This window comes from Flagellimonas crocea (genome assembly GCF_033441595.1).
In the GTDB taxonomy this organism is placed as follows: Bacteria; Bacteroidota; Bacteroidia; order Flavobacteriales; family Flavobacteriaceae; genus Flagellimonas; species Flagellimonas crocea.
The window spans coordinates 569,698-589,070 of record NZ_JAUZVX010000001.1 but is presented as its reverse complement, the minus strand read 5'-3'; the positions used below and the strand labels follow the sequence as shown (position 1 = coordinate 589,070).

19 protein-coding genes are annotated in these 19,373 nt (G+C 41.2%); 4 read left to right on the top strand and 15 right to left on the bottom strand.

Annotated elements, in window-relative coordinates; all coding sequences use genetic code 11:
- Positions 1 to 19: 19 nt before the first annotated feature.
- Together SD449_RS02755 and SD449_RS02750 are read right to left on the bottom strand one after the other, a co-directional pair.
- Complete coding sequence (locus SD449_RS02755) at positions 20 to 1,141, bottom strand: DUF4369 domain-containing protein (protein WP_318308586.1); 1,122 nt, start codon at positions 1,139 to 1,141, stop codon at positions 20 to 22.
- Positions 1,142 to 1,240: 99 nt separating this feature from the next.
- Positions 1,241 to 1,732, bottom strand: coding sequence for a hypothetical protein (locus SD449_RS02750; RefSeq protein ID WP_318308585.1), 492 nt, complete (start codon positions 1,730 to 1,732; stop codon positions 1,241 to 1,243).
- A gap of 88 nt (positions 1,733 to 1,820) precedes the next feature.
- Between SD449_RS02750 and SD449_RS02745 the strand changes: the two genes are divergently transcribed.
- On the top strand, positions 1,821 to 4,736 hold the full coding sequence (locus SD449_RS02745) for an FAD-binding and (Fe-S)-binding domain-containing protein (RefSeq protein ID WP_318308584.1): 2,916 nt from the start codon (positions 1,821 to 1,823) through the stop codon (positions 4,734 to 4,736).
- Here SD449_RS02745 and SD449_RS02740 read toward each other — a convergent pair.
- The gene (locus SD449_RS02740) at positions 4,707 to 5,627 is read right to left on the bottom strand and encodes a UDP-2,3-diacylglucosamine diphosphatase (RefSeq protein WP_318308583.1); all 921 of its coding nucleotides are present in this window, start codon (positions 5,625 to 5,627) and stop codon (positions 4,707 to 4,709) included. The genes SD449_RS02745 and SD449_RS02740 overlap by 30 nt on opposite strands.
- Positions 5,628 to 5,821: 194 nt before the next feature.
- Between SD449_RS02740 and aroC the strand changes: the two genes are divergently transcribed.
- Together aroC and SD449_RS02730 are read left to right on the top strand one after the other, a co-directional pair.
- Entirely contained in the window at positions 5,822 to 6,886 is a 1,065-nt protein-coding gene (gene aroC, locus SD449_RS02735) for a chorismate synthase (protein ID WP_318308582.1), read from the top strand.
- Between the two features lie 57 nt (positions 6,887 to 6,943).
- Positions 6,944 to 8,257: a dicarboxylate/amino acid:cation symporter gene (locus SD449_RS02730; protein WP_318308580.1), complete on the top strand. Its 1,314-nt coding sequence runs from the start codon at positions 6,944 to 6,946 to the stop codon at positions 8,255 to 8,257.
- On the opposite strand, the gene SD449_RS02725 is transcribed toward SD449_RS02730, so the two are convergent.
- The 11 genes from SD449_RS02725 to SD449_RS02675 form a co-directional block, all read right to left on the bottom strand.
- The gene (locus tag SD449_RS02725) at positions 8,254 to 8,661 is read right to left on the bottom strand and encodes a thiol-disulfide oxidoreductase DCC family protein (protein ID WP_318308579.1); all 408 of its coding nucleotides are present in this window, start codon (positions 8,659 to 8,661) and stop codon (positions 8,254 to 8,256) included. The genes SD449_RS02730 and SD449_RS02725 overlap by 4 nt on opposite strands.
- 146 nt (positions 8,662 to 8,807) lie before the next feature.
- A complete protein-coding gene (locus SD449_RS02720) occupies positions 8,808 to 9,764 on the bottom strand; it encodes an alpha/beta hydrolase (protein WP_318308578.1) in 957 nt (318 codons plus the stop codon).
- Positions 9,765 to 10,019: 255 nt separating this feature from the next.
- The gene (locus SD449_RS02715; protein ID WP_318308576.1) at positions 10,020 to 10,472 is read right to left on the bottom strand and encodes a DUF4440 domain-containing protein; all 453 of its coding nucleotides are present in this window, start codon (positions 10,470 to 10,472) and stop codon (positions 10,020 to 10,022) included.
- 141 nt (positions 10,473 to 10,613) lie between these two features.
- Positions 10,614 to 11,150 carry a hypothetical protein gene (locus SD449_RS02710; RefSeq protein ID WP_318308574.1) on the bottom strand — a complete coding sequence of 179 codons (537 nt, stop codon included), beginning with the start codon at positions 11,148 to 11,150 and terminating at the stop codon, positions 10,614 to 10,616.
- Between the two features lie 237 nt (positions 11,151 to 11,387).
- On the bottom strand, positions 11,388 to 11,774 hold the full coding sequence (locus tag SD449_RS02705) for a VOC family protein (RefSeq protein WP_318308573.1): 387 nt from the start codon (positions 11,772 to 11,774) through the stop codon (positions 11,388 to 11,390).
- Between the two features lie 82 nt (positions 11,775 to 11,856).
- Positions 11,857 to 12,798 carry a hypothetical protein gene (locus SD449_RS02700; protein ID WP_318308572.1) on the bottom strand — a complete coding sequence of 314 codons (942 nt, stop codon included), beginning with the start codon at positions 12,796 to 12,798 and terminating at the stop codon, positions 11,857 to 11,859.
- A 216-nt stretch (positions 12,799 to 13,014) separates the two neighbouring features.
- Positions 13,015 to 13,761, bottom strand: a complete 747-nt coding sequence (locus SD449_RS02695; protein WP_318308571.1) for a CPBP family intramembrane glutamic endopeptidase — start codon at positions 13,759 to 13,761, stop codon at positions 13,015 to 13,017.
- Between the two features lie 155 nt (positions 13,762 to 13,916).
- Positions 13,917 to 14,309: a DUF1398 domain-containing protein gene (locus SD449_RS02690; RefSeq protein ID WP_318308570.1), complete on the bottom strand. Its 393-nt coding sequence runs from the start codon at positions 14,307 to 14,309 to the stop codon at positions 13,917 to 13,919.
- Positions 14,310 to 14,500: 191 nt separating this feature from the next.
- Positions 14,501 to 15,220: an adenylate/guanylate cyclase domain-containing protein gene (locus SD449_RS02685; RefSeq protein WP_318308568.1), complete on the bottom strand. Its 720-nt coding sequence runs from the start codon at positions 15,218 to 15,220 to the stop codon at positions 14,501 to 14,503.
- Positions 15,213 to 15,713 carry a Pycsar system effector family protein gene (locus SD449_RS02680; protein WP_318308567.1) on the bottom strand — a complete coding sequence of 167 codons (501 nt, stop codon included), beginning with the start codon at positions 15,711 to 15,713 and terminating at the stop codon, positions 15,213 to 15,215. Before SD449_RS02680 ends, SD449_RS02685 begins: the two co-directional genes overlap by 8 nt.
- A 140-nt stretch (positions 15,714 to 15,853) precedes the next feature.
- The gene (locus tag SD449_RS02675; RefSeq protein ID WP_318308566.1) at positions 15,854 to 16,879 is read right to left on the bottom strand and encodes a hypothetical protein; all 1,026 of its coding nucleotides are present in this window, start codon (positions 16,877 to 16,879) and stop codon (positions 15,854 to 15,856) included.
- A gap of 409 nt (positions 16,880 to 17,288) precedes the next feature.
- Between SD449_RS02675 and SD449_RS02670 the strand changes: the two genes are divergently transcribed.
- Positions 17,289 to 17,576, top strand: coding sequence for a hypothetical protein (locus SD449_RS02670; RefSeq protein WP_318308565.1), 288 nt, complete (start codon positions 17,289 to 17,291; stop codon positions 17,574 to 17,576).
- Between the two features lie 73 nt (positions 17,577 to 17,649).
- On the opposite strand, the gene SD449_RS02665 is transcribed toward SD449_RS02670, so the two are convergent.
- On the bottom strand, positions 17,650 to 19,326 hold the full coding sequence (locus SD449_RS02665; protein WP_318308564.1) for a hypothetical protein: 1,677 nt from the start codon (positions 19,324 to 19,326) through the stop codon (positions 17,650 to 17,652).
- Positions 19,327 to 19,373 lie beyond the last annotated feature (47 nt).

Sequence of the window (19,373 nt, the reverse complement as noted above, 5' to 3'; positions counted from 1 at the left end):
ATCAAAATATATTCTTTTTTTAGCTCTTCTCTAGGATTTCAGCTACTTTTTCTTCCAAAGCAGGACCTCTTAGGTCCCTTGCCACAATAACACCATTTTCATCCAACAAAAAAGCGGCCGGAATGGCGTTGATGTTGTACAAACGGGCAATTGGGTCTTGGAAACGCTGTAGGTTGGAAATGTGGTTCCAGGCCAATCCATCAGCTTCAATGGCGTTCGTCCATTGCTCTACCTTATTGTCCAAAGAAACACCGATAACATCAAAACCTTTTTCGTGGTATTTGTTGTACACGGATACAATGTTCGGGTTTTCTTCACGGCATGGTCTGCACCAGCCGGCCCAAAAATCCACCAAAGTAAGCTTGGCATTGCTGGTGACATCGCTAAGTGCCAATACATCACCAGATGGAGTAGGTGCCGAAAAATCTGGGGCAACTGCTCCAATTTCGGTTGATTTTAAGTTTTCAAGCTGTTCTGCAATCTTTTTACCGGGCTCGGTGGCCTTCATTTCTGGAGATAGTCCTTCGAACATGGATTTGATTTCATCGGCAGGAGCTGCTTTTGTGGCCAATAAATTCCCTATGATCAACACGGAAACATATGCATTGGGGTGCTCTTTGGCATAGTTCATATTAAAGTCCTTCGCATCTTCTTGAAATTCGATGAACTCTTCGCGCAACGCCGCAACGGTGGCTGTATCCCTTTGCTGTGCGGCCACTCGCATATCTTCTTGCATGGACCTTGCACGATTGGATAGTTTTCGGGACTCTTTTAAAAAGTCCATGAACAATTCATTTTGTTCTGTTCCTTTGATGGTAGCTTGGCCAATACTGTCTTTTTGAAATTCGACCTCGATGCTCCCATTTTCAATGATTACGGGAACATTTCCACGAACTTTGTCCACAAACAGGTAGTGCATCTTGGGTTCTACTTGGTTTCCGCTAAAACTGAACAGCCCATTTTCAATGGTCGTTGTATCTATGTCAACCAGCTGGTTTATGGAATCCGTGGTTTTTAAAAATATCTGGGTACCGTTCTCGGGTTCGCCGGAAATGGTTCCGCTCAAGGTAAATCCTTTAGGGTCGGAATTACATGCAGTTAAAAAAAGGACCCCTAAGGAAATTGCTAATAGTTTTTTCATTTTAAAAATGTTTAAGGCGCTAAGGTATTCAATACTTATGGCATAAAAAAAACCTCGGCCGTAATGGGGCCAAGGGTTTTCATAAAATATGGTGTACAATTAAAATTGATATCTAATTCCTAATGCGATATCAAAATCAAAATCGTTGTCAAAACCATCGTATCCGACTAGACCGATTTCAGGTCTAAAGTCCAATGAGAGCAATAACGGAATATTGAAATTGTATTCAATACCAATATCACCGGCTCCAAAAATGAACAGTCCTTCGTCGTCATCAAAAATCGGGTCTTCAAAATCAACGCTACCCAATCCACCACCGGCACCTACGTACCAGTTAAAATTGCCATCTAAAGGAAATACCCATTGGTAAAGTCCAGTAAGTTTAAAGGCGTCAAAGTTTCTATTGTCTCTCCAGCCCAGGTCAACTTCCAACCTGTTGTTGTCACCTAGAGCATTTTGATACGAAATTTCGGCACCAAAGCCGTCGCTGTCGCCCAATCTTAATCCCAAAGCATGTTCGGAAATACTTTGAGCGCTTAAACTAGCTGTTGCAAATAACATGACAGCGGCAAATAATGTGGTAATCTTCATGAGTTTCTCTTTTAAGTTAAAAATTAGAGATAGTTTTGTTTTAGATTTACGTTTCAAAAACCGTTTTGGTTGCCAAAAGTATTCCAATTTGGATAAAAATTTGTTAAAAGACCTTTCTAAAAAGTTGAAAGGCGAGTTTTTTTTCGATGGTTTGAGCAAGGCAATTTATGCCACTGATGCTTCCGTTTACCGCATGTTACCGATTGGTGTGGCCTATCCGGCAAACACCGCTGATCTAAAAATTTTGATTGACTTTGCCAGCAAAAACAAGGTGGGGCTTATTCCACGGACTGCAGGTACATCTCTGGCAGGTCAATGTGTGGGAGATGGCATTGTGGTCGACGTGAGCCGACATTTCACCAAAATAATCCGTCTTGACGAGGATAAAAAGCAGGTAACGGTCCAGCCTGGTGTGGTACGCGATGAGCTCAACCAATATCTGAAACCTTTTGGCCTATTCTTTGGCCCGAACACTTCCACTTCCAATCGGTGTATGATCGGGGGAATGGTGGGGAACAATTCATCCGGAACCACATCCATTCAATATGGTGTTACACGTGATAAGGTCATTGCTATGCAATGCATTTTGTCCGACGGGAGCGATGCTTTCTTCACAAGTTTGTCCAATAAGGAGTTTGAAAGAAAGCAAGAAGGGAATTCTTTGGAGGCAAAAATTTATCGCAGCCTTTTTGAAGAGCTTTCCAATCCGCATACCCAGGACCAAATTAGGACAGAGTTTCCAAAGCCTAGCATACACCGGAGAAACACAGGGTATGCTGTGGATGAACTGCTCAAAAACAATATTTTCGAGGACAGCGATTCTCAGTTCAACCTATGTAAGTTGCTTTCAGGGAGTGAAGGAACATTGGCCTTTACCACCGAGGTAACGTTGCAGCTGGATAATCTGCCACCGTCTTTCTCGGCCATGGTGGCGACCCACTATAAAACACTGGAAGATTGCCTGAGTGATGTGGCCCCTGTAATGCAGCACAACCTTCATCTGTGTGAAATGATGGACAAGGTAATCCTTGACTGCACCAAAAATAACAGGGCCCAATTGGCCAATCGCTTTTTTGTAGAGGGAGATCCTGCGGGAATCTTGATGTTGGAGGTTAAGGCAAATTCCGAAGAAGAACTGAAACAGCAACTGGAATCGCTCTTAAAAACAATAGCAAAATCCGGTTTGAGCTATGCGAGCCCCATCCTGTACGGGGATGATATCAACAAAGCCATTGAGCTACGAAAAGCCGGCCTTGGGCTTTTGGGCAACATGGTGGGGGATAAAAAGGCCGTTGCCTGTATTGAAGATACCGCCGTGGCGTTGGAAGACCTCAAGGATTTTATCGGGGAGTTTACTCAGATAATGAAAGGTTACGGGCAAGATGCCGTGTACTATGCCCATGCCGGTGCGGGTGAATTGCATTTGCGCCCTATCCTTAATTTAAAAAAGTCCGAAGATGTGGTTTTGTTCCGAAGTATTACCACCGATGTGGCAAAACTCACCAAAAAATATCAAGGAAGTTTTAGTGGGGAGCATGGTGACGGTATTGTCCGTGCGGAGTTTATCCCGTTGATGATAGGAAAAGCCAATTATGAATTATTGCAACGGGTAAAGCAACTTTTTGACCCAAATGGCATATTGAACCCGGGCAAAATTGTGGACGCCTATCCCATGGACGAATCGTTGCGCTATGAGGTTGACCGAGAGGAGCCCCAGGTAGAGACCGTATTGGATTTTTCTGATAGTGAGGGAATTTTAAAAGCGGCGGAAAAATGCAACGGTAGCGGTGATTGCAGAAAGAGCCATCACATGAACGGGGCCATGTGCCCAAGTTATCAAGCTACCAAAAATGAAAAGGACACTACCAGGGCCAGGGCGAACGCGCTTCGGGAGTTTTTAACGAATTCGGAAAAGACCAATCGGTTCGACCACGAAGAGCTCAAAACGGCCTTTGACCTGTGCCTGAGTTGTAAAGCCTGTGCAAGTGAATGTCCCAGTAATGTGGATGTGGCCGCACTAAAAGCGGAGTTTCTCTATCATTACCAAGAGGCAAACGGATATTCCCTGCGAAGTAAACTTTTCGCCTACAACACGCAATTTAACGCATTGGGAAGCCTCGTCCCCGGTATCACCAATTGGGTCTACAGGTCCAAATCGATTGGCGGAATGCTCAAGAAAGCCATCGGAGTGGCCCCGGAACGCAATCTGCCCAATGTGGGCAGGTTCAACTTTGACGACCATCTTAAAAAGCAAAGGGCAGAACATACCGGTACATCCCAAAAAAAGGTGGTGCTTTATGTGGACGAGTTCGTAAAGTATCTGGATATTGAAGTAGGCAAAGATGCGATTGAGCTTCTCTGTAAGCTGGGTTATGACGTTACACTTTTTTATGGTGAAAGCGGAAGGACCTATTTGTCCAAAGGTTTTTTGAAGCAGGCCAAGAAATTGGTCGCCAAAAATATGGAGAAGTTAAAGGATATTTTGGACGAAGGACTACCCATTGTAGGTTTGGAGCCTTCGGCAATCTTATCTTTTAGGGATGAATATCAGAAATTATACCATGACAAGGATCAACTTTTCAAGTTGGCTTCCCATTCCTTCTTGATCGAAGAGTTTTTGGCCACCGAAATCGCTGCAGGTCATATTTCCTCAGATAGTTTTACCGACGAAGAGAAAACGATCAAAATCCATGGGCACTGTCATCAAAAAGCATTGAGCAACCAAAAGGTAACCTTTGATATACTCAATCTGCCGAAAAACTATAAGGTTACGATAATACCTTCCGGTTGTTGTGGTATGGCAGGTTCTTTTGGTTATGAAAAAGAACATTACGAGGTGAGCATGCAAGTGGGAAGCCTTAAATTGTTTCCTTCAATCAATAAAAGTGCGGAGGATACTTTGATTGCGGCCAATGGGACTAGTTGTAGGCATCAAATAAAAGATGGGACGAAAAGGGAGGCGCAACACCCCGTTTCAATCTTGAGACAGGCCCTTATCGTTTAGGAAATCCTGATCCACATTTTCTTCTTCACTTTCCCTGAAATGCTCTTCGGTCACGTCCTCTATCTTGACTTCTTTGTCCGTAATGGAGGCAATTAGGTCGTTGATGTCCATTTCCTTCAAATCCTCGTCCATAAAGAAAGGGGATAGGCGGTCATGGTTGTAGTGATAGATTTTCCATCGTTTGAAAGAATACTCCAAGGCCGTGAGGTTCTCCACCCAGTCCCCAGAGTTTAAATAGGTGCAGCTACCATGTTTGTTCTCGTAAATTTCTTTTTTGGGCTGATGGATGTGTCCGCAGACCACATAATCATATCCATTTTCTATGGCCAGTTCCGCGGCGGTCTTCTCAAAATTGTTGATATACTTTATGGCACCCTTTACACTATTTTTTATGCGTTTTGATAAGGAGTATTTTTCCCGGCCCATTTTCGCCAAGCACCAATTCAGAAAACTGTTGATCAAAATAAGAAGGTCGTAGCCATACCCACCGAGCTTCGCCAACCATTTGGCATTTTGTATGGAAACATCGAACACGTCCCCGTGAAAAATCCATGCTTTTTTCCCGTCAAGTTCCAATACCAGCTTATTCATAATTTTGAAATTGCCCATTGAAGTATCGCTGAACTTACGGAGCATTTCATCATGATTTCCAGTGATGTAGTAAACTTCCGTACCTCGGGAAGCCATACCGATGATTTTTCTAAGTACCTTGAGATGGGAGGGAGGAAAATAACGCTTGCTGAATTGCCAGATATCGATGATATCGCCGTTCAATATCAGTTTTTTGGGCTGGATGCTATTCAGATAAGTGATCAGTTCATCTGCGTGGCACCCGTATGTTCCCAAGTGTACATCTGAAACGACTGCTAGTTCTATCTTCCTTCTTTTCAATGGTATAGGGTTTATTGCAAAATAAAACGGTAGGAATAAATTAGAAATCAAATTGAGGTCATTAATTCATGAGGATATTGTTAAAAAAATATCATGTAGGTGCGAATTATGTTACAATAACATTAAGCCAAAACCCTGTTTTTGAATTAGATTTGAATCGTCTACCTTTGGGGACATCATAATTTTTATACCGAATGGCAGGAAATTCTTTTGGACAACTTTTTAGGCTCACCACCTTTGGTGAATCTCACGGAAAAGCATTGGGAGGTATTATTGATGGTTGTCCTGCAGGGATAACATTGGATGTGGATAAGATCCAAGAGGAGCTGAACAGGAGAAAACCTGGACAATCTGCCATTGTAACCCAGCGGAAGGAACCTGATACGGTCGAAATTTACTCCGGAGTGTTCGAAGGAAAGACCACAGGTACACCGATTGGTTTTGCCATTCACAACACCAACCAAAAATCCAAGGACTATTCCCATATCCAAGATTCCTATAGACCGTCACATGCGGACTACGTATATGATAAAAAATATGGTTTTCGTGATTATCGAGGTGGCGGAAGAAGCTCGGCTCGTGAAACGGCCAGTAGGGTAGTGGCAGGAGCCATAGCCAAACAATTTTTAAGCGATATCCAGATAAACGCCTTTGTTTCCCAAGTTGGAGAAATGAAATTGGACAAGCCCTACCAAGAATTGGACTTTTCCAAAATTGAATCCAATGCCGTTCGTTGTCCCGATACCGAAATGGCCCAGAAAATGGAGGATTATATCAAGTCCATCAAAAAAGAAGGGGATACCATTGGGGGCGTAATTACCTGTGTCATCCAAAATGTACCAATTGGTCTTGGTGAGCCTGTTTTTGACAAGTTGCATGCTCGATTGGGTGAAGCCATGTTATCCATAAACGCTGTAAAAGGTTTTGAATACGGAAGCGGCTTTGCCGGAGTGGCCATGAAGGGCAGTGAACACAACGACGCATTCAATACCGATGGCACTACAAAAACCAATCGTAGCGGCGGGGTACAAGGAGGTATCAGCAACGGAATGGATATTTACTTCAGTGTAGCTTTTAAACCCGTGGCCACCGTGCTACAATCTTACGAAACCATCAACAAGGATGGTGAAAAGGTGACCACCCAAGGTAAGGGGCGTCACGATCCCTGTGTGGTGCCAAGGGCCGTGCCCATAGTGGAGGCCATGGCGGCGTTGGTGCTGGCAGACTACTCACTTTTGGCCCGTACCAACAAAATCTAGCTTCAGGTTAGGACGTTTCCAATCAAAAAAGTATCTTTCCGTCCATAATCTTACTTTATGAAGAAATTGGAATTGCACTGGCAAATACTCATAGGCATGGCCGTGGGTGTTTTGTTCGCGTTGATCATGGTTCAATTTGAATGGGGCCCAAAGATTGTATCAGATTGGGTAAAGCCGTTCGGAAATATTTTCATCAACTCCCTTAAATTAATTGCGGTTCCGTTGATTTTGGCCTCCTTGATCAAAGGTGTGTCCGACTTAAAGGATATCTCCAAACTCTCCAAAATGGGAGGTCGTACCATAGGTATTTATATCATAACGACCATTATCGCCGTAACCATCGGATTGTTGGTGGTAAATACGGTGAAGCCCGGAAGTTCCATTTCCGAGGATACCAGAAATGAATTGGTCGAAAACTACAAGGGCGATGCTGATAACATAAAGACAGAGGCGGACAAGCAGAAAGAAGCAGGTCCCCTGCAAGCACTCGAAGATTTGGTGCCCAGTAATATATTTAAGGCAGCTAGTGACAATGGAAACATGTTGCAGGTTATTTTCTTTGCCATCTTTTTTGGAATTGGCCTTATTTTGATTCCCGAAAAAACAGCGGAACCAGTTAAAAAATTCTTTGATGGTTTCAATGAGGTCATTCTCAAATTAATCGACATTATAATGTTGGCGGCGCCCTACGGTGTGTTCGCCCTATTGGCCGCATTGGTAGTGGAGTCGCCGAGTTTGGATTTGTTCAAGGCTTTGGCCTGGTATGCCTTTTGCGTAGTCCTTGGCCTGGCGCTCATGCTTTGTGTATATCTCTTGATCGTATGGATCTTCACCAAGACCACTCCTGCATTTTTTATGAAAGGAATGTCGCCGGCACAGCTTTTGGCCTTTTCCACAAGTTCTAGCGCCGCTACTTTGCCCGTGACCATGGAAAGGGTCGAGGAACATTTAGGGGTGGAAGAGGAGGTGACCAGTTTTGTTTTGCCCATTGGTGCAACCATAAATATGGATGGAACCAGTCTCTATCAAGCGGTCGCGGCCGTTTTTATCGCGCAGGCCTTCGGGATGGACCTCAGCCTTTCCGCGCAACTGGGAATCATTGTTACGGCTACCTTGGCCTCCATTGGTAGTGCTGCGGTTCCAGGTGCCGGAATGGTAATGTTGGTTATTGTACTGGCCCAGGCAGGAATTCCAGAAGCTGGCCTTGCTTTGATTTTTGCAGTGGACCGTCCATTGGATATGTGCCGAACCGTGGTCAACGTTTCTGGCGATGCGACAGTATCAATGGTCGTTGCTAAATCCGTGGGCAAGCTCGGGGAGCCAAAAATCAAAAATTGGGACGATAACTTGCCCAAAAAAGAGAAAGGTTAATCCAAAAATTTAGCTTTTAGTTCTGGCGTAGGAATCATGCAAGACTCTTGTTTTCCAAACCATTTGTAGCGGTTTTTGGCCACAAAATCATAGATGCTGTTTCTTATTGATGTGGGAATCCAAGTGAAAACTGCTGTCAATTTCCATAATCCGCCCAATTCTTGGGCAATTTCCAAGGCGGCATCCGATTTGGTATAATAGGCTATTCCGGGTTCTATCAAGATGATGGAATCCACCTTGCTGGTGTCTATTTGACGTTGCTCCACCAATTGTTGACCAATTTCGCTTTGCAGCGCAGCGTATCGAAATATGTCCTTTTTGTCCCGCTTGATCACAAACTGAACGGAGTTGTTGCACAGATTGCAAACACCATCGAACAAAATTATTTTTTTTTGATCATTCATACTGCCACATCAACATTTAAATCGAAAAATTGACTTTTTTAAAGTCCATATTTCCCAGTTGTCCTTCATAACTAAAGAACTTTGGCAAAGATACGATGCTTTTAGGTGATGTGGCAGAAGTTAAATGGTGTCCAAAGACTATTTCCTCAATACTTTGTTTCGTTGACCAGAAATTGGTTGACATCCAACCAATGGATAAAGGCATCGAACCATTTGTTGCTCGTACGGTTTGGGTTGCCAAGTCCGAAACCGTGACCTCCATTTTGGTACAAATGAAATTCAACGGGAATACCTGCTTCGAACCACGATTTAATGACCCCAAACTGACCCCTGAAAAGAAAGTCGTCCGTTGCAATTGCATTGAACATTGGCGGTGCGTTCTCCGGCACCTCAACCTCTCCCATTCCGCCATAAATGGGGCCTATAAAAGCCAATTTCATGGTTTTGGAGTTGAGGGTGGAATGCATGGTAAGGCCAGCGCCTGCGGAAAAACCGATCATACCGATACGATCGGTGTCCACTCCCCATTCATCGGCACGGTCCACGATCATGGCGTAAGCTGCTTCGGCATCCTCCAACTGGTCGGATAGGTCGCGCTGCATAGGCGATGGTGGCGCATCTTCCCCCTCTTTTGAATCTTCAGAAGGTTTTGGTGGTGCCGAACGCGGACGGTTCATCCACGCTGTGAAATCTTCCAATGATTCTGGAGTAGGATGCAGCCTATATTTTAGCACAAAAGCCGCTATTCCTTGCTCGGCCAATGCTTCGGCAACTTCCCACCCTTCGTTGCCCAAGGACAACCATCGAAACCCACCTCCCGGGGCCACGATTACGGCAGCACCGTTTGCTTTTCCGGGCTCGGGCAAGAAAGGGGTCAGTGTGGCCGTGGTAATATTACGTGCCATGGGATCGCCCCATTGGCGGAACCAGGACTCCGAAGCTGGCTGATCTTCCACACCACCGGTGTTGAGCAAAATTGCATTGGGTTCATCGGGGGCATCCAAGGGATAAATGGTTCCGTCTTGTGCCATGAGCGGTGCGGAGCACATTAAAAGAATGGCTCCAAAGAACATTTTTACTGATTTTGTTTGTTTTTTGTGCATGATTAAAGGTTGATATGTGAAGTATTAAAGATAAGCGTTGTAGGCTTTTTTTGGTATAAAATTTATAATTTATTGAAAGTTAATATCTTAATTGGCCTTTTTGTAAGGGAATCAAAGTCAGTATGGTTCTCAATACCATCTTTTATTAAAATGGGTGAGAATGGTCTTGCCTAGGGGAGCTTTTCTTAAAAGTAAGGAATTTGGTTCAGGGGAGGAGTGAGCAATGAATTATATAAGAGATTTAGGGATAATGCGTTACTTTTCACCCAGTGTTACAAAAAGTTGTGATTTAATTTTCCATTCACCGGACGCTTTCGTCCACATTGCCGAATAATTCCCATTGACTATAGACCCTGTACTTTTTTCTGGGTCATATCCATTCCAAACCCCGGTTTCCCAAGCCAAACCTCTTTTTGCATTAATTACAATGTCTTTTGTATCACGTATCCAATACATTTTACTTTTTCCACCCTCTAAAATATAGTGTTTCAATTCCTCTTTTCCACATAGCAGCGTTCCGTTTCCAGTAGTAGTCAATACATCATCTGTTAAATAAGAAAGCACCTCTTCATTAGCATAAGACTTCAGTGCTGAATTGGAAGCCATTCTTATGGATACAATTTGCTCTTTATCGGTTTGGGAAAATAGTTCCGATGTGAAAAGCAGCAAACATAGCACTGCAAAAAGGATCGGTTCGGTTTTTCTCATTGGTTATCCGTGTGGGTTATGGCTACAGAATGTCGTTTGTAGGTATTATGTGCAACTGTCTCCGCTATATGTGTTTGTTTTCTTAAAAGTAAGGAATTTAGCTGTGGGTGTAGGTGGAGGAACAGATTATGGTCTAATTTCTCACAATGAATCATTTTCTATAGAACATTCCAATATCAAGGACTCGTCAAAGCCAACAGTGGTTTGTTCAAATTCCTTTTTATAAGCTTCGCCTTTTTCTTCAAATGCAGCATTTAAAAATTCCAAGTACACATCCGGAATCACGTTTTTATATGGATTATTGCTAACGGGAGTACTGGTATAGTTTGGCAGGGCCTTGTAGGCATATACCTTTCCTTGGGTTACTTCAAATTCTCTAATTGATCGGGTTACCTCAATACGCTCATAGCCTTTTTCCGTTCGGTCTATTATGGATAGGTCCTTTTCGTCAATTATAAAAAAACAAGCGTTCATAAAAGCGCCTTCTTTTGCTTCCAAATTAGGATTTACAATGGACTGGGGTATTAGGGTGTCCTGGTCTTGAATACACATTATGATATGATCTACGGGTGGATGGGGTATGTTGTTGGGAAATACCATATTCCAGTTTCTTTGATATCCGGTCAAATGGACAATTTGTACTGGACCGTCATATTTTTTACCAAGCTGTTGTTCCATTTGTTTTGAGGATGTGAGCGACCCATAACCAATCAGTCCTACTTTTCCCTCGGGAATAGTAATTATCTCCTTTTCTGGCTGACAACCCACAAATAATGTTATCAAGATAATTATAGCATATGTATTCTTTAACATGATGTGATAACTGTATCCGCTATTAATGTTTGTTTTCTTAAAAATAGGGAATTTTAGGATAGAGCGGAAGTTGGGGCCATGTGGCCAGTGTGGTGGGCCGCTTTATTCCGTTATTTCAATCCAATTTCCTTCGGGGTCGGCAATAACACTTTCATAATATCCATCTCCGGTGGTTCTAGGTTCTCCAATTACTTTAAATCCATTTTTGCGGATGGTTTCGGTAAGGGCATCCACTTTTTCTTTTGAACCCACGGATATGGCAAAATGGGTGAGGCCAAGTTGGGCATCCCTATTAGCAACGAATTCTGAAATATCGGGCCTGTGCATTAATTCGATGCGTGCCCCTTTTTTAAAGGAGAGGAAATAGGAACTGAACTTTTTCTTTGGATTGTAATATTTTTCATTGGATTCCAACTCGAAAAAGCGCAGATAAAAGTCTTTCATTTTTTCTAGATCCGAAGTCCAAATGGCGATATGCTCAATTTTCATTACACGTCTTTTCTTAAAAGTAGGGAATTTGGTTTAGGGGAGGAGGGAACAATGAATTATAGCCAGTGTTAGCCACAGGTATTTATTCCCAGTATTCAATTTCTCTGGTTTCGACATATGCTGGAGTAAATATTTTCGAGTCTGCAAAATGTTCTTTCAAGGCCACCATTTTCTTTACCCAATTCCCTTTTTTGTCCATTTCATAACTGTTTTTCAATTCCCTATTTAGTTCCGATTTTTCGTAAATTTTGACGTTTATAGGATTTGTGAAATTATCATATTCTGTTATTTGCGAAAGATGCTCCTTTTCGTCAGCACCAATGTTAAAAGTGCTATCCAGTACTAAATGGTGGCCTTCATACTTGGAAATGGTTTTGAATTTCATCCATTTGTTTCCATTTATACTTTCAATAACGTTACCCAAGCTGTCATATTTATATTTAAAGATTTGAGGCTCATCGTCATTAGAAGGGGATACCTTTTCTAAAATAATTTTATTGTCCTTGTTGTATTCTTGTTTGGAAGTCCATACAATGGTATCTCCATTTTCTATTGATGTATTTTTCATCAATTTTCCTTTTTCATTATACTCTTCTATGTACTTAAAGTTCAGACTATCGTTTAAAATGGAATTTCGAATAATTAAGTTTTTTATAGTGTCGTGTTCGATTGTTGTACTTGATTTGAAAGGTCTATATCCATTTTCATTTATCGTTGTAGATTTCACTAGAAACTCGTTCTCATCAAATTCGTTAACTGTGGATTGTGATAAATCTCCAAAATCATCAAAATATTCCATCTTTTTTGATGAGCCAAATTCTGTGAATTCCTCATTGTAGTTTTTAATTGGTTCTCGAGTTTTTTGTCCTTTACTATCCAAATAGGTTGCTTTGTACAGGGCTATGGATTTAACTTTTCCATAAAGGTTTTTCGATTCCCAGTCCGTTCCTTTTTCAATAATCGGGGAAGTTTGTTCTCTTGATGTCTCATTTTGGCAGCTTAAAAAAAGTAAGAGAAACGGCAAGTAAAACTTATTTAAAAGACATTTATTCATACTTGTGGCTAACGGTCTTGTATAACCGTCAGTTACGGTGTTAATATGCGTTAATTTTCGGTTTGGCATAGACTTTAGCAATTCCGAGTGGATTCAGCCCGTCCTGAGCTTGTCGAAGGATAGTCGAATCCGTCGTAATTGCGGTTATATATGGTTAGCGGCTTTTGTTATTTATTGTGTTCATTTTTAGAGCAAGTAAAATATGCTGTAAATCATTCCTAAGTTAAAACCTGCGTGGCAACATATCGCTCCCAACAATGAACTGGTTAGTTTTTTCATTCTGAAGAATAGAACGCTTACCAAAAACATACCTATTACCCAAATTATTGTCGGAATAGGATAAAAGCTCCAAATACCATTAGCAAACACTAATCCGAAATGCGCAATATGTGTTGTGGCAAAAGCCAAACTGTCCACAACAGAAGCTTTTTTATCTCCAATTGATTTTGCAAAACTGCCGTGCACTATTCCTCTAAAGAATAATTCTTCTCCCACAGGACTAAAAATCATACCCGTGGATGCCATTATAGCGAAAATTATAAGTTTGTTGTTCCCCGATATTCCTTTTGGAATGTTGTAGGATTTCGCTATGTACTCATACCAATTTTGAAAAGAATTCCCATACAATTCAATTCCGATAATGTAGAGTAAAAGGCTAAAAGCAATTCCAATGATTAATGATAGTATTAATCCTCCAATTTTTCCAGTTCCTTTAATTCCGATTTTTTTCCGTCCGTATTTGTTCAGAAAGATGAACGGAACTACTGCGGAAACAAACATTATTGCACCTATAGGTCCATAATTTCCACTTTGATTTGCTAGTAAGACCAAAATAAATCTTGGAATACAGACCAATGCAATTAAAAAAAGACCAAATTTCCAGTTGAATTTGAATAGCCTTCCCCAAAATGGTCTTAGTTCTGTTTCAGTCATTTTTTTTCAAAATGTGTCTTTCAATTGGAGGTAACGGTCTTGCATATAATTAGTTGCGTGGCTTGCCACTTAACCTGCCTGGCTGTCCTAAGCTTATCGAAAGGTAGGCGAAAACTAAGCAATTACTTATGGCTATTGTTGACTGTTCGTTTTTTCTATACAGTCGGTACAAGTTCTACTAAAATTTCATTTCCAGATTTATCATAGTAAGTGCATGTCATTTTCTCAAGATCCACATTCCATTTTTCGATTCCTGTTTCTGCACAATGATTGCAAAATGTTAAATAATCGGTTTCTCCTTTTTGGTGAATTTTCAAATATTTTCTGAACGTATCTTTATCAGAAATGTCTGCAATTTTTAAATTATTGTATTTGGGTTTAGATTTAGTTTCAAATCCATTCTTTCCTAAATATTTGGTATGACTGTCGAAAACCCAAGTTTCAAAGGCCAAGACTCCTATTTCCTTGATTTCTTGAATATAGTTAGGAAAATCAGCTCCTGATTTAACTTTTCCGTGTGCAGATTCAATCTGTTCTACTGTAAACATTGTTTATAATTTTTATTTAGGTGCCTATCTGCCATTTTTTCTAATTACACACAACGTCTCGGCTATGAACAGTTGCGCGGGTTAGTACTTAACCTGCCTGCCTGTCCTGAGCTTGTCGAAGGGTAGGCGAGAACCCGTCTGCCGACAGGCAGGCAAGCAATTACTTATAGTCATTGTTGTAACCAGTTTTTTTATAATGGTTGATACCAAATTGAATTATATTTATAGATTTTTTTACCTCCAAAATCAATTGTCGTATAAGTCCATTTATTTTTCTTTGTTCCGTGTTCGTCAGTATGAAATTTGTTTTTATCAAGAAGCTTGCTGTATGATGTAGAACAAATGCCGATTTTGCCACAAAATAAGGTTTTATCACTTAATTTTGCTCCAAGATTTGGTGGGTCGCCAATCCAAACGAGGTCTCTATTATTTTTGTCATATCCTACTCCAGCTTTTATTACAACCGTTTTCCCTGTGGCAATTCCAATTCCTAAATCAAAACTGGTGTTGTTGTAATACGATTTTATTTTTGGTTGAAGTACATCATAGAGGCAACCAACCATATATTTCGCACATTCTACTGCGTCATTAACCTTTCGGTTTCCTCCAAAAACAGCCATAACTCTATCTCCATCAAAACTTCTGATTTGTCCACCTTTATGTTTTATACATTCGACCATACAATAATGAAAAGCTTTATAAATCTTTGCAATTGTATATAATCTATGAGAACCTGTGAATGATGAAGAACCCCTTAAATCTACGTATAAAAAGGTGAAATCTCCCTCTAGTCCGGTCGCTCCATGTGTGAGTCTGCTATCACTGATATCAGGAACATCTGTGACTTCTTTAGAGGTAAAGGATTCATCAAATAGTGCTTTTACTTTGCTGTTCAAGTCTTTTTTATCCATTCGCAAAATTCATTATTACAAGTACTATAGTAAAAACAACAAATTGCAGAATAAGGAATATCCATGCTTTAAAATAATTGGCGCTTTTTAGTTTGACAATAGTAGCTAATTCGTAAATCTGGTAATAGAGGTCATTCTGTAATTCTTTGTCAGAGGTTTTTTCAAAATCGTCAACATAATCCTTTGCCTCGACACGAGATGCTATATCTTTAAAATATATCAGTTTGGGAATTGATTTTCCAGATTTGGTTGGTTTCCTTGGGAATATTGTAAGCAGAGCAAAGACAACAAAACAAGCAAAAAACAAAATAAATAACCCAAACATTATTTTACCTGTCATTCCTAAACCCAAAATCTCTTTTAAATTTACCAAAAGGAATGATGTTGTAATTCCACTAATTACAAGTAAAACATTGACTTTCGTGTCAAAAAGACGAATTAAGTTCTGTTGATTGTTAAAAATTTTCCAAGTATTTTCTGTTCTATTTTCCATTTTGTTCAAATTGCCTACAACGGTCTCGTGTATGAGTAGTAGCAGATTTCTGTTCACAAACCTTTCGGTTTTACACTGACTTTTGTTTTATGTTTTGTTTTTAACTTTATCACTTAAACCACTATTACTTATACACATTGTTAGCCACTGGCTTTATTTCCAATTTTATCTATTATTTCTTGAATTCGGTCAGGATATTTCCCTTCAAAATATTCAAATACTAATGGATTGCCTGTGCAAAAGTGGCTTGTAAATGTAATCCACGTATCCACACTTACATTTTCGTTCATCTTAAACAGCTTGAATGTTTTAGCTTTTAGATGAGTCTCGATTTTTTCGTTAAAATTCAGGTCGGAATCTCTTCTTTGGTAATATTCATCCTTGTCGTAAAAATGAACTGCCCCATCAAAATGTCTGAAATTTTTCTTTTTTATATCGAATTCAGCGTGAATGTATCTTACTGGATGGTATTCAACTCCGTTAACATTGATAATGATGTTATCTGTTTTAAATTCCTCGGCTTGAAAAGTTTTTATTCCATTGCTTTCAGTCCATTTAACATCTAATGAATATGCTTCATTGAAAAAGAAAGAAATATAAGTGTCGTCTAATTGAGCTGGTGGGCGCATTTTTACAACACCATTCGGGATTTCCTCTATTCGTTCTTTAAAAGAGGCTCCATACCAAGTATCAAGTTCCATATATGCTGAATCATCAACATTAACTCTTACTCGATTTGCATCTAAAGCGATATATGTTTTCACTTTATCATCTTTAAATTGCCAAAAGAGGTCAATAAATCGAGGTGCGAAATTTGCAAATTCACTCATTCCTCTTCTAAAGTAAGAATGAGCCATCGCAATAAACTTATCTGAATACAGCATTCCACTATTAAAAACTTTTTTCTCAAAGTATTTTTCCAATGATTTGCACTCGATTAAATCTTCATCCACTTTCTCCAATTCAGGTTTCAGATGAAAGAGTAAATCGGGATAGTTTGCAACGATTCCGATGGTTTGTATGTAACTGAAATTGTCGTGAGTCAACTTCACTCCAATTTTTGAACATAGTTTAATGAAATCTTCGATAGTTTCTGAATGGTCTTTAAGTTGCTTTTTTTGCTCTTCCATTTGGGCTTTTAAATACCTTTCTTTTACTTCTGACATTGATTCCATTCGGCTAAGTGTTTTTTCAGCTTGTGGCTAACTCGTTTATATAAGCATAAAATACATCCATATACACCCAATAGGAGATATAACCGATGTATTGGATCATCCATTATTTTGAATTGAGTTATTCAATTCCAATCATCCAAAAGCTAATTTCACCGAAATTTCCCTCAAAATCAATAAGTTAATTTAGCTAGTTGTAAAAAAGTTATCAACCAATCCTATTTACCGTTTCGGGATAAAATGTATATTTGGAGTGCTACACTTATCGAAATTAAGGTGCCTATCCAACCTCATTTGAACATTTAAAGGACAGGCAAAAGGGTGAAAGTCCCCAGACCTTCAAGGCACCGCTTTGATGAGTGTAGCAGTGACCTGTCCTCAATTCAACTTAAATACTTTTGTTATGCTACACTCAAAAGGTCAAGAAAAAAGTTGCCCTAATTGCGGCAACGCGAATGCGCAAAGCGTCCCCAAAATTCCCCAAATGCTCAGCCCGGCACAAATCCAATTGCTGGACTACGCCGATGCCTTGGATGGCCCCGATTTGGTACAATCCCTAAAACTGCTGCACAATATTACGGTGTACCATTCCTCCGAACCTTTGGATGAGGCAGAAAAAGATGCACTCTACAGTATAAAAGTCCTATGGGAGTGTATTGAGCGGATTATTGGTGATGGGGGTGAAGGGTAAAGGGTTGAAAGGTGAACGGTTAAGGGGGAGGAGGGCCTTTTACGGCCCTCTTTCCTTTTGTTTTATGCTGCGTTTACTCTGTAATTATCTTTAAATGCTCCTTGGAGCCCGTCATTTGCCAATGTCCCAACGAAATAGGGATGTTGCCAATGCTGTTCAGCGTATCAAAAAAGTCCTTTGGGGCAAAGGGTTCGCCCTCCAGTTCTTGCAGTCGGGCATAATCGGCCAAGGCGGCTTCCAACAAATATTTACCGGTAATATAGCTAGATCCATACCCCGGTTGGCGCAAATAGAGGTGTTGCTCAAAAATGAGCAGTTCCTTTTCGGTCTTCATCCAACCACGCGGGGTGTATTCGCTGTGGATGCCTCCGGCCTCTTCCATGGTCATTTCATTGGCGTGGGCGTACAATGAGCCCAAACCTCTGGCCGCACGCTGCGCGATCATTATGTATACGATCTCCTTGGTCCGTGGGCTATCGTTGTACAGACCGGCCTGCATAAACATTTCTTCCACGGCCGTGGCGGTCCCTTCGTTCCGGGAATCCCAAATGTTGTACAACAATGGGCCTTTCCGTATTTCACTTTGGTGGGGTTCCTGATCCATACGAGCCAGTTCAAACCAATGGTAAAAATGGGAGTAGAGGGGTCTGGCATCGTAATGCTCCCCGATGGCGAAGAAATTACGTTTTTCCTTGGGGATAAATTCCCCTAAATGCTCCCGTAGGGCAGGGTCAAAATACGGTTTTACGGTAACAATGTCCTGTTGCTCCAAAAAGTTTATCAGGCTTTTAGCGGATGCATCGGCCATTTTATCATAGGCTTCCGGGGAGTCGGCATCCACCAGTTCCGGCAGGTTCCTGTTATTGTGCTCCACCAATTTTAAGGAGGTCCATGCACGGGCAAGTTCCCGTTTTAGGATCATCACTTCGTCTTCCCAAGTCAACGGCACCAAGTGTACGTTTTGCATATACCAAGTGTAATTGTCCTTGCCGATGCCCGACGGGCCGGTTTTTGACACAGATTCGGTCTCCAACCAACTAACAAGGTCGTCGGTGGAGGCAATGGCCTCGTCGATAACGGCAACCAATTCGGCATCGTTGGCAACGGTATCGTTTTCTTTTAACTCGGTAAGCACTTCGCTCTGGTTTTTGATGTCACGGATTCCTGTGACCCATAACTCACGAGCGTTCCCTGTCAAGTTTTGCTTGGCTTGGGTATAGAACGGGGCAATCACTTTTAAGTCGGACAGAAGCTTGGTACGTTCCTCTGTGGATAAAGGAAAATTATAGGTCCAGAGTTCCGTAGTCCCATGGTTGGTAGGTCCCTCGTGGGCGGGCACATCGCTTTTAGCGGTCCAAACCACTTTGTAGAATGCAGGATCACGGACCCAAGGCTGTAAAACGCGCTGGTTGAAGTCGTAGCCGTTCATTTCGGCCCACACGATTATCCAATCCACTTGGTTTTCCACGGACCAATTGGTGGTGTCGATAGCCTGTAGTTTTGATTGCAGTTCCTTGAATCTTGGCCAGCGTTCTTCAAAAGTTGCTGCCCTGTAATCGGGAGCTCCATTTAAAAGTGGAGGCTTTTCGAACGTTCGCCATTCTTTGAACAAGGCCACTAGGTCTTGATAATCGTTGGAGGTGAAATTTTGAGTTGTGGTCGAGGATTCTGTGGTGTTCTCTTTCCTTTCGGTCTGACAGCCCATCAAACATATGAAGAGAAAGGGCAGGATAAAGTTGGTTGTTTTCAAGTGGTCGATTTTATAAGCTTCCAATTTCGTTGAAATATCTTTGAAAA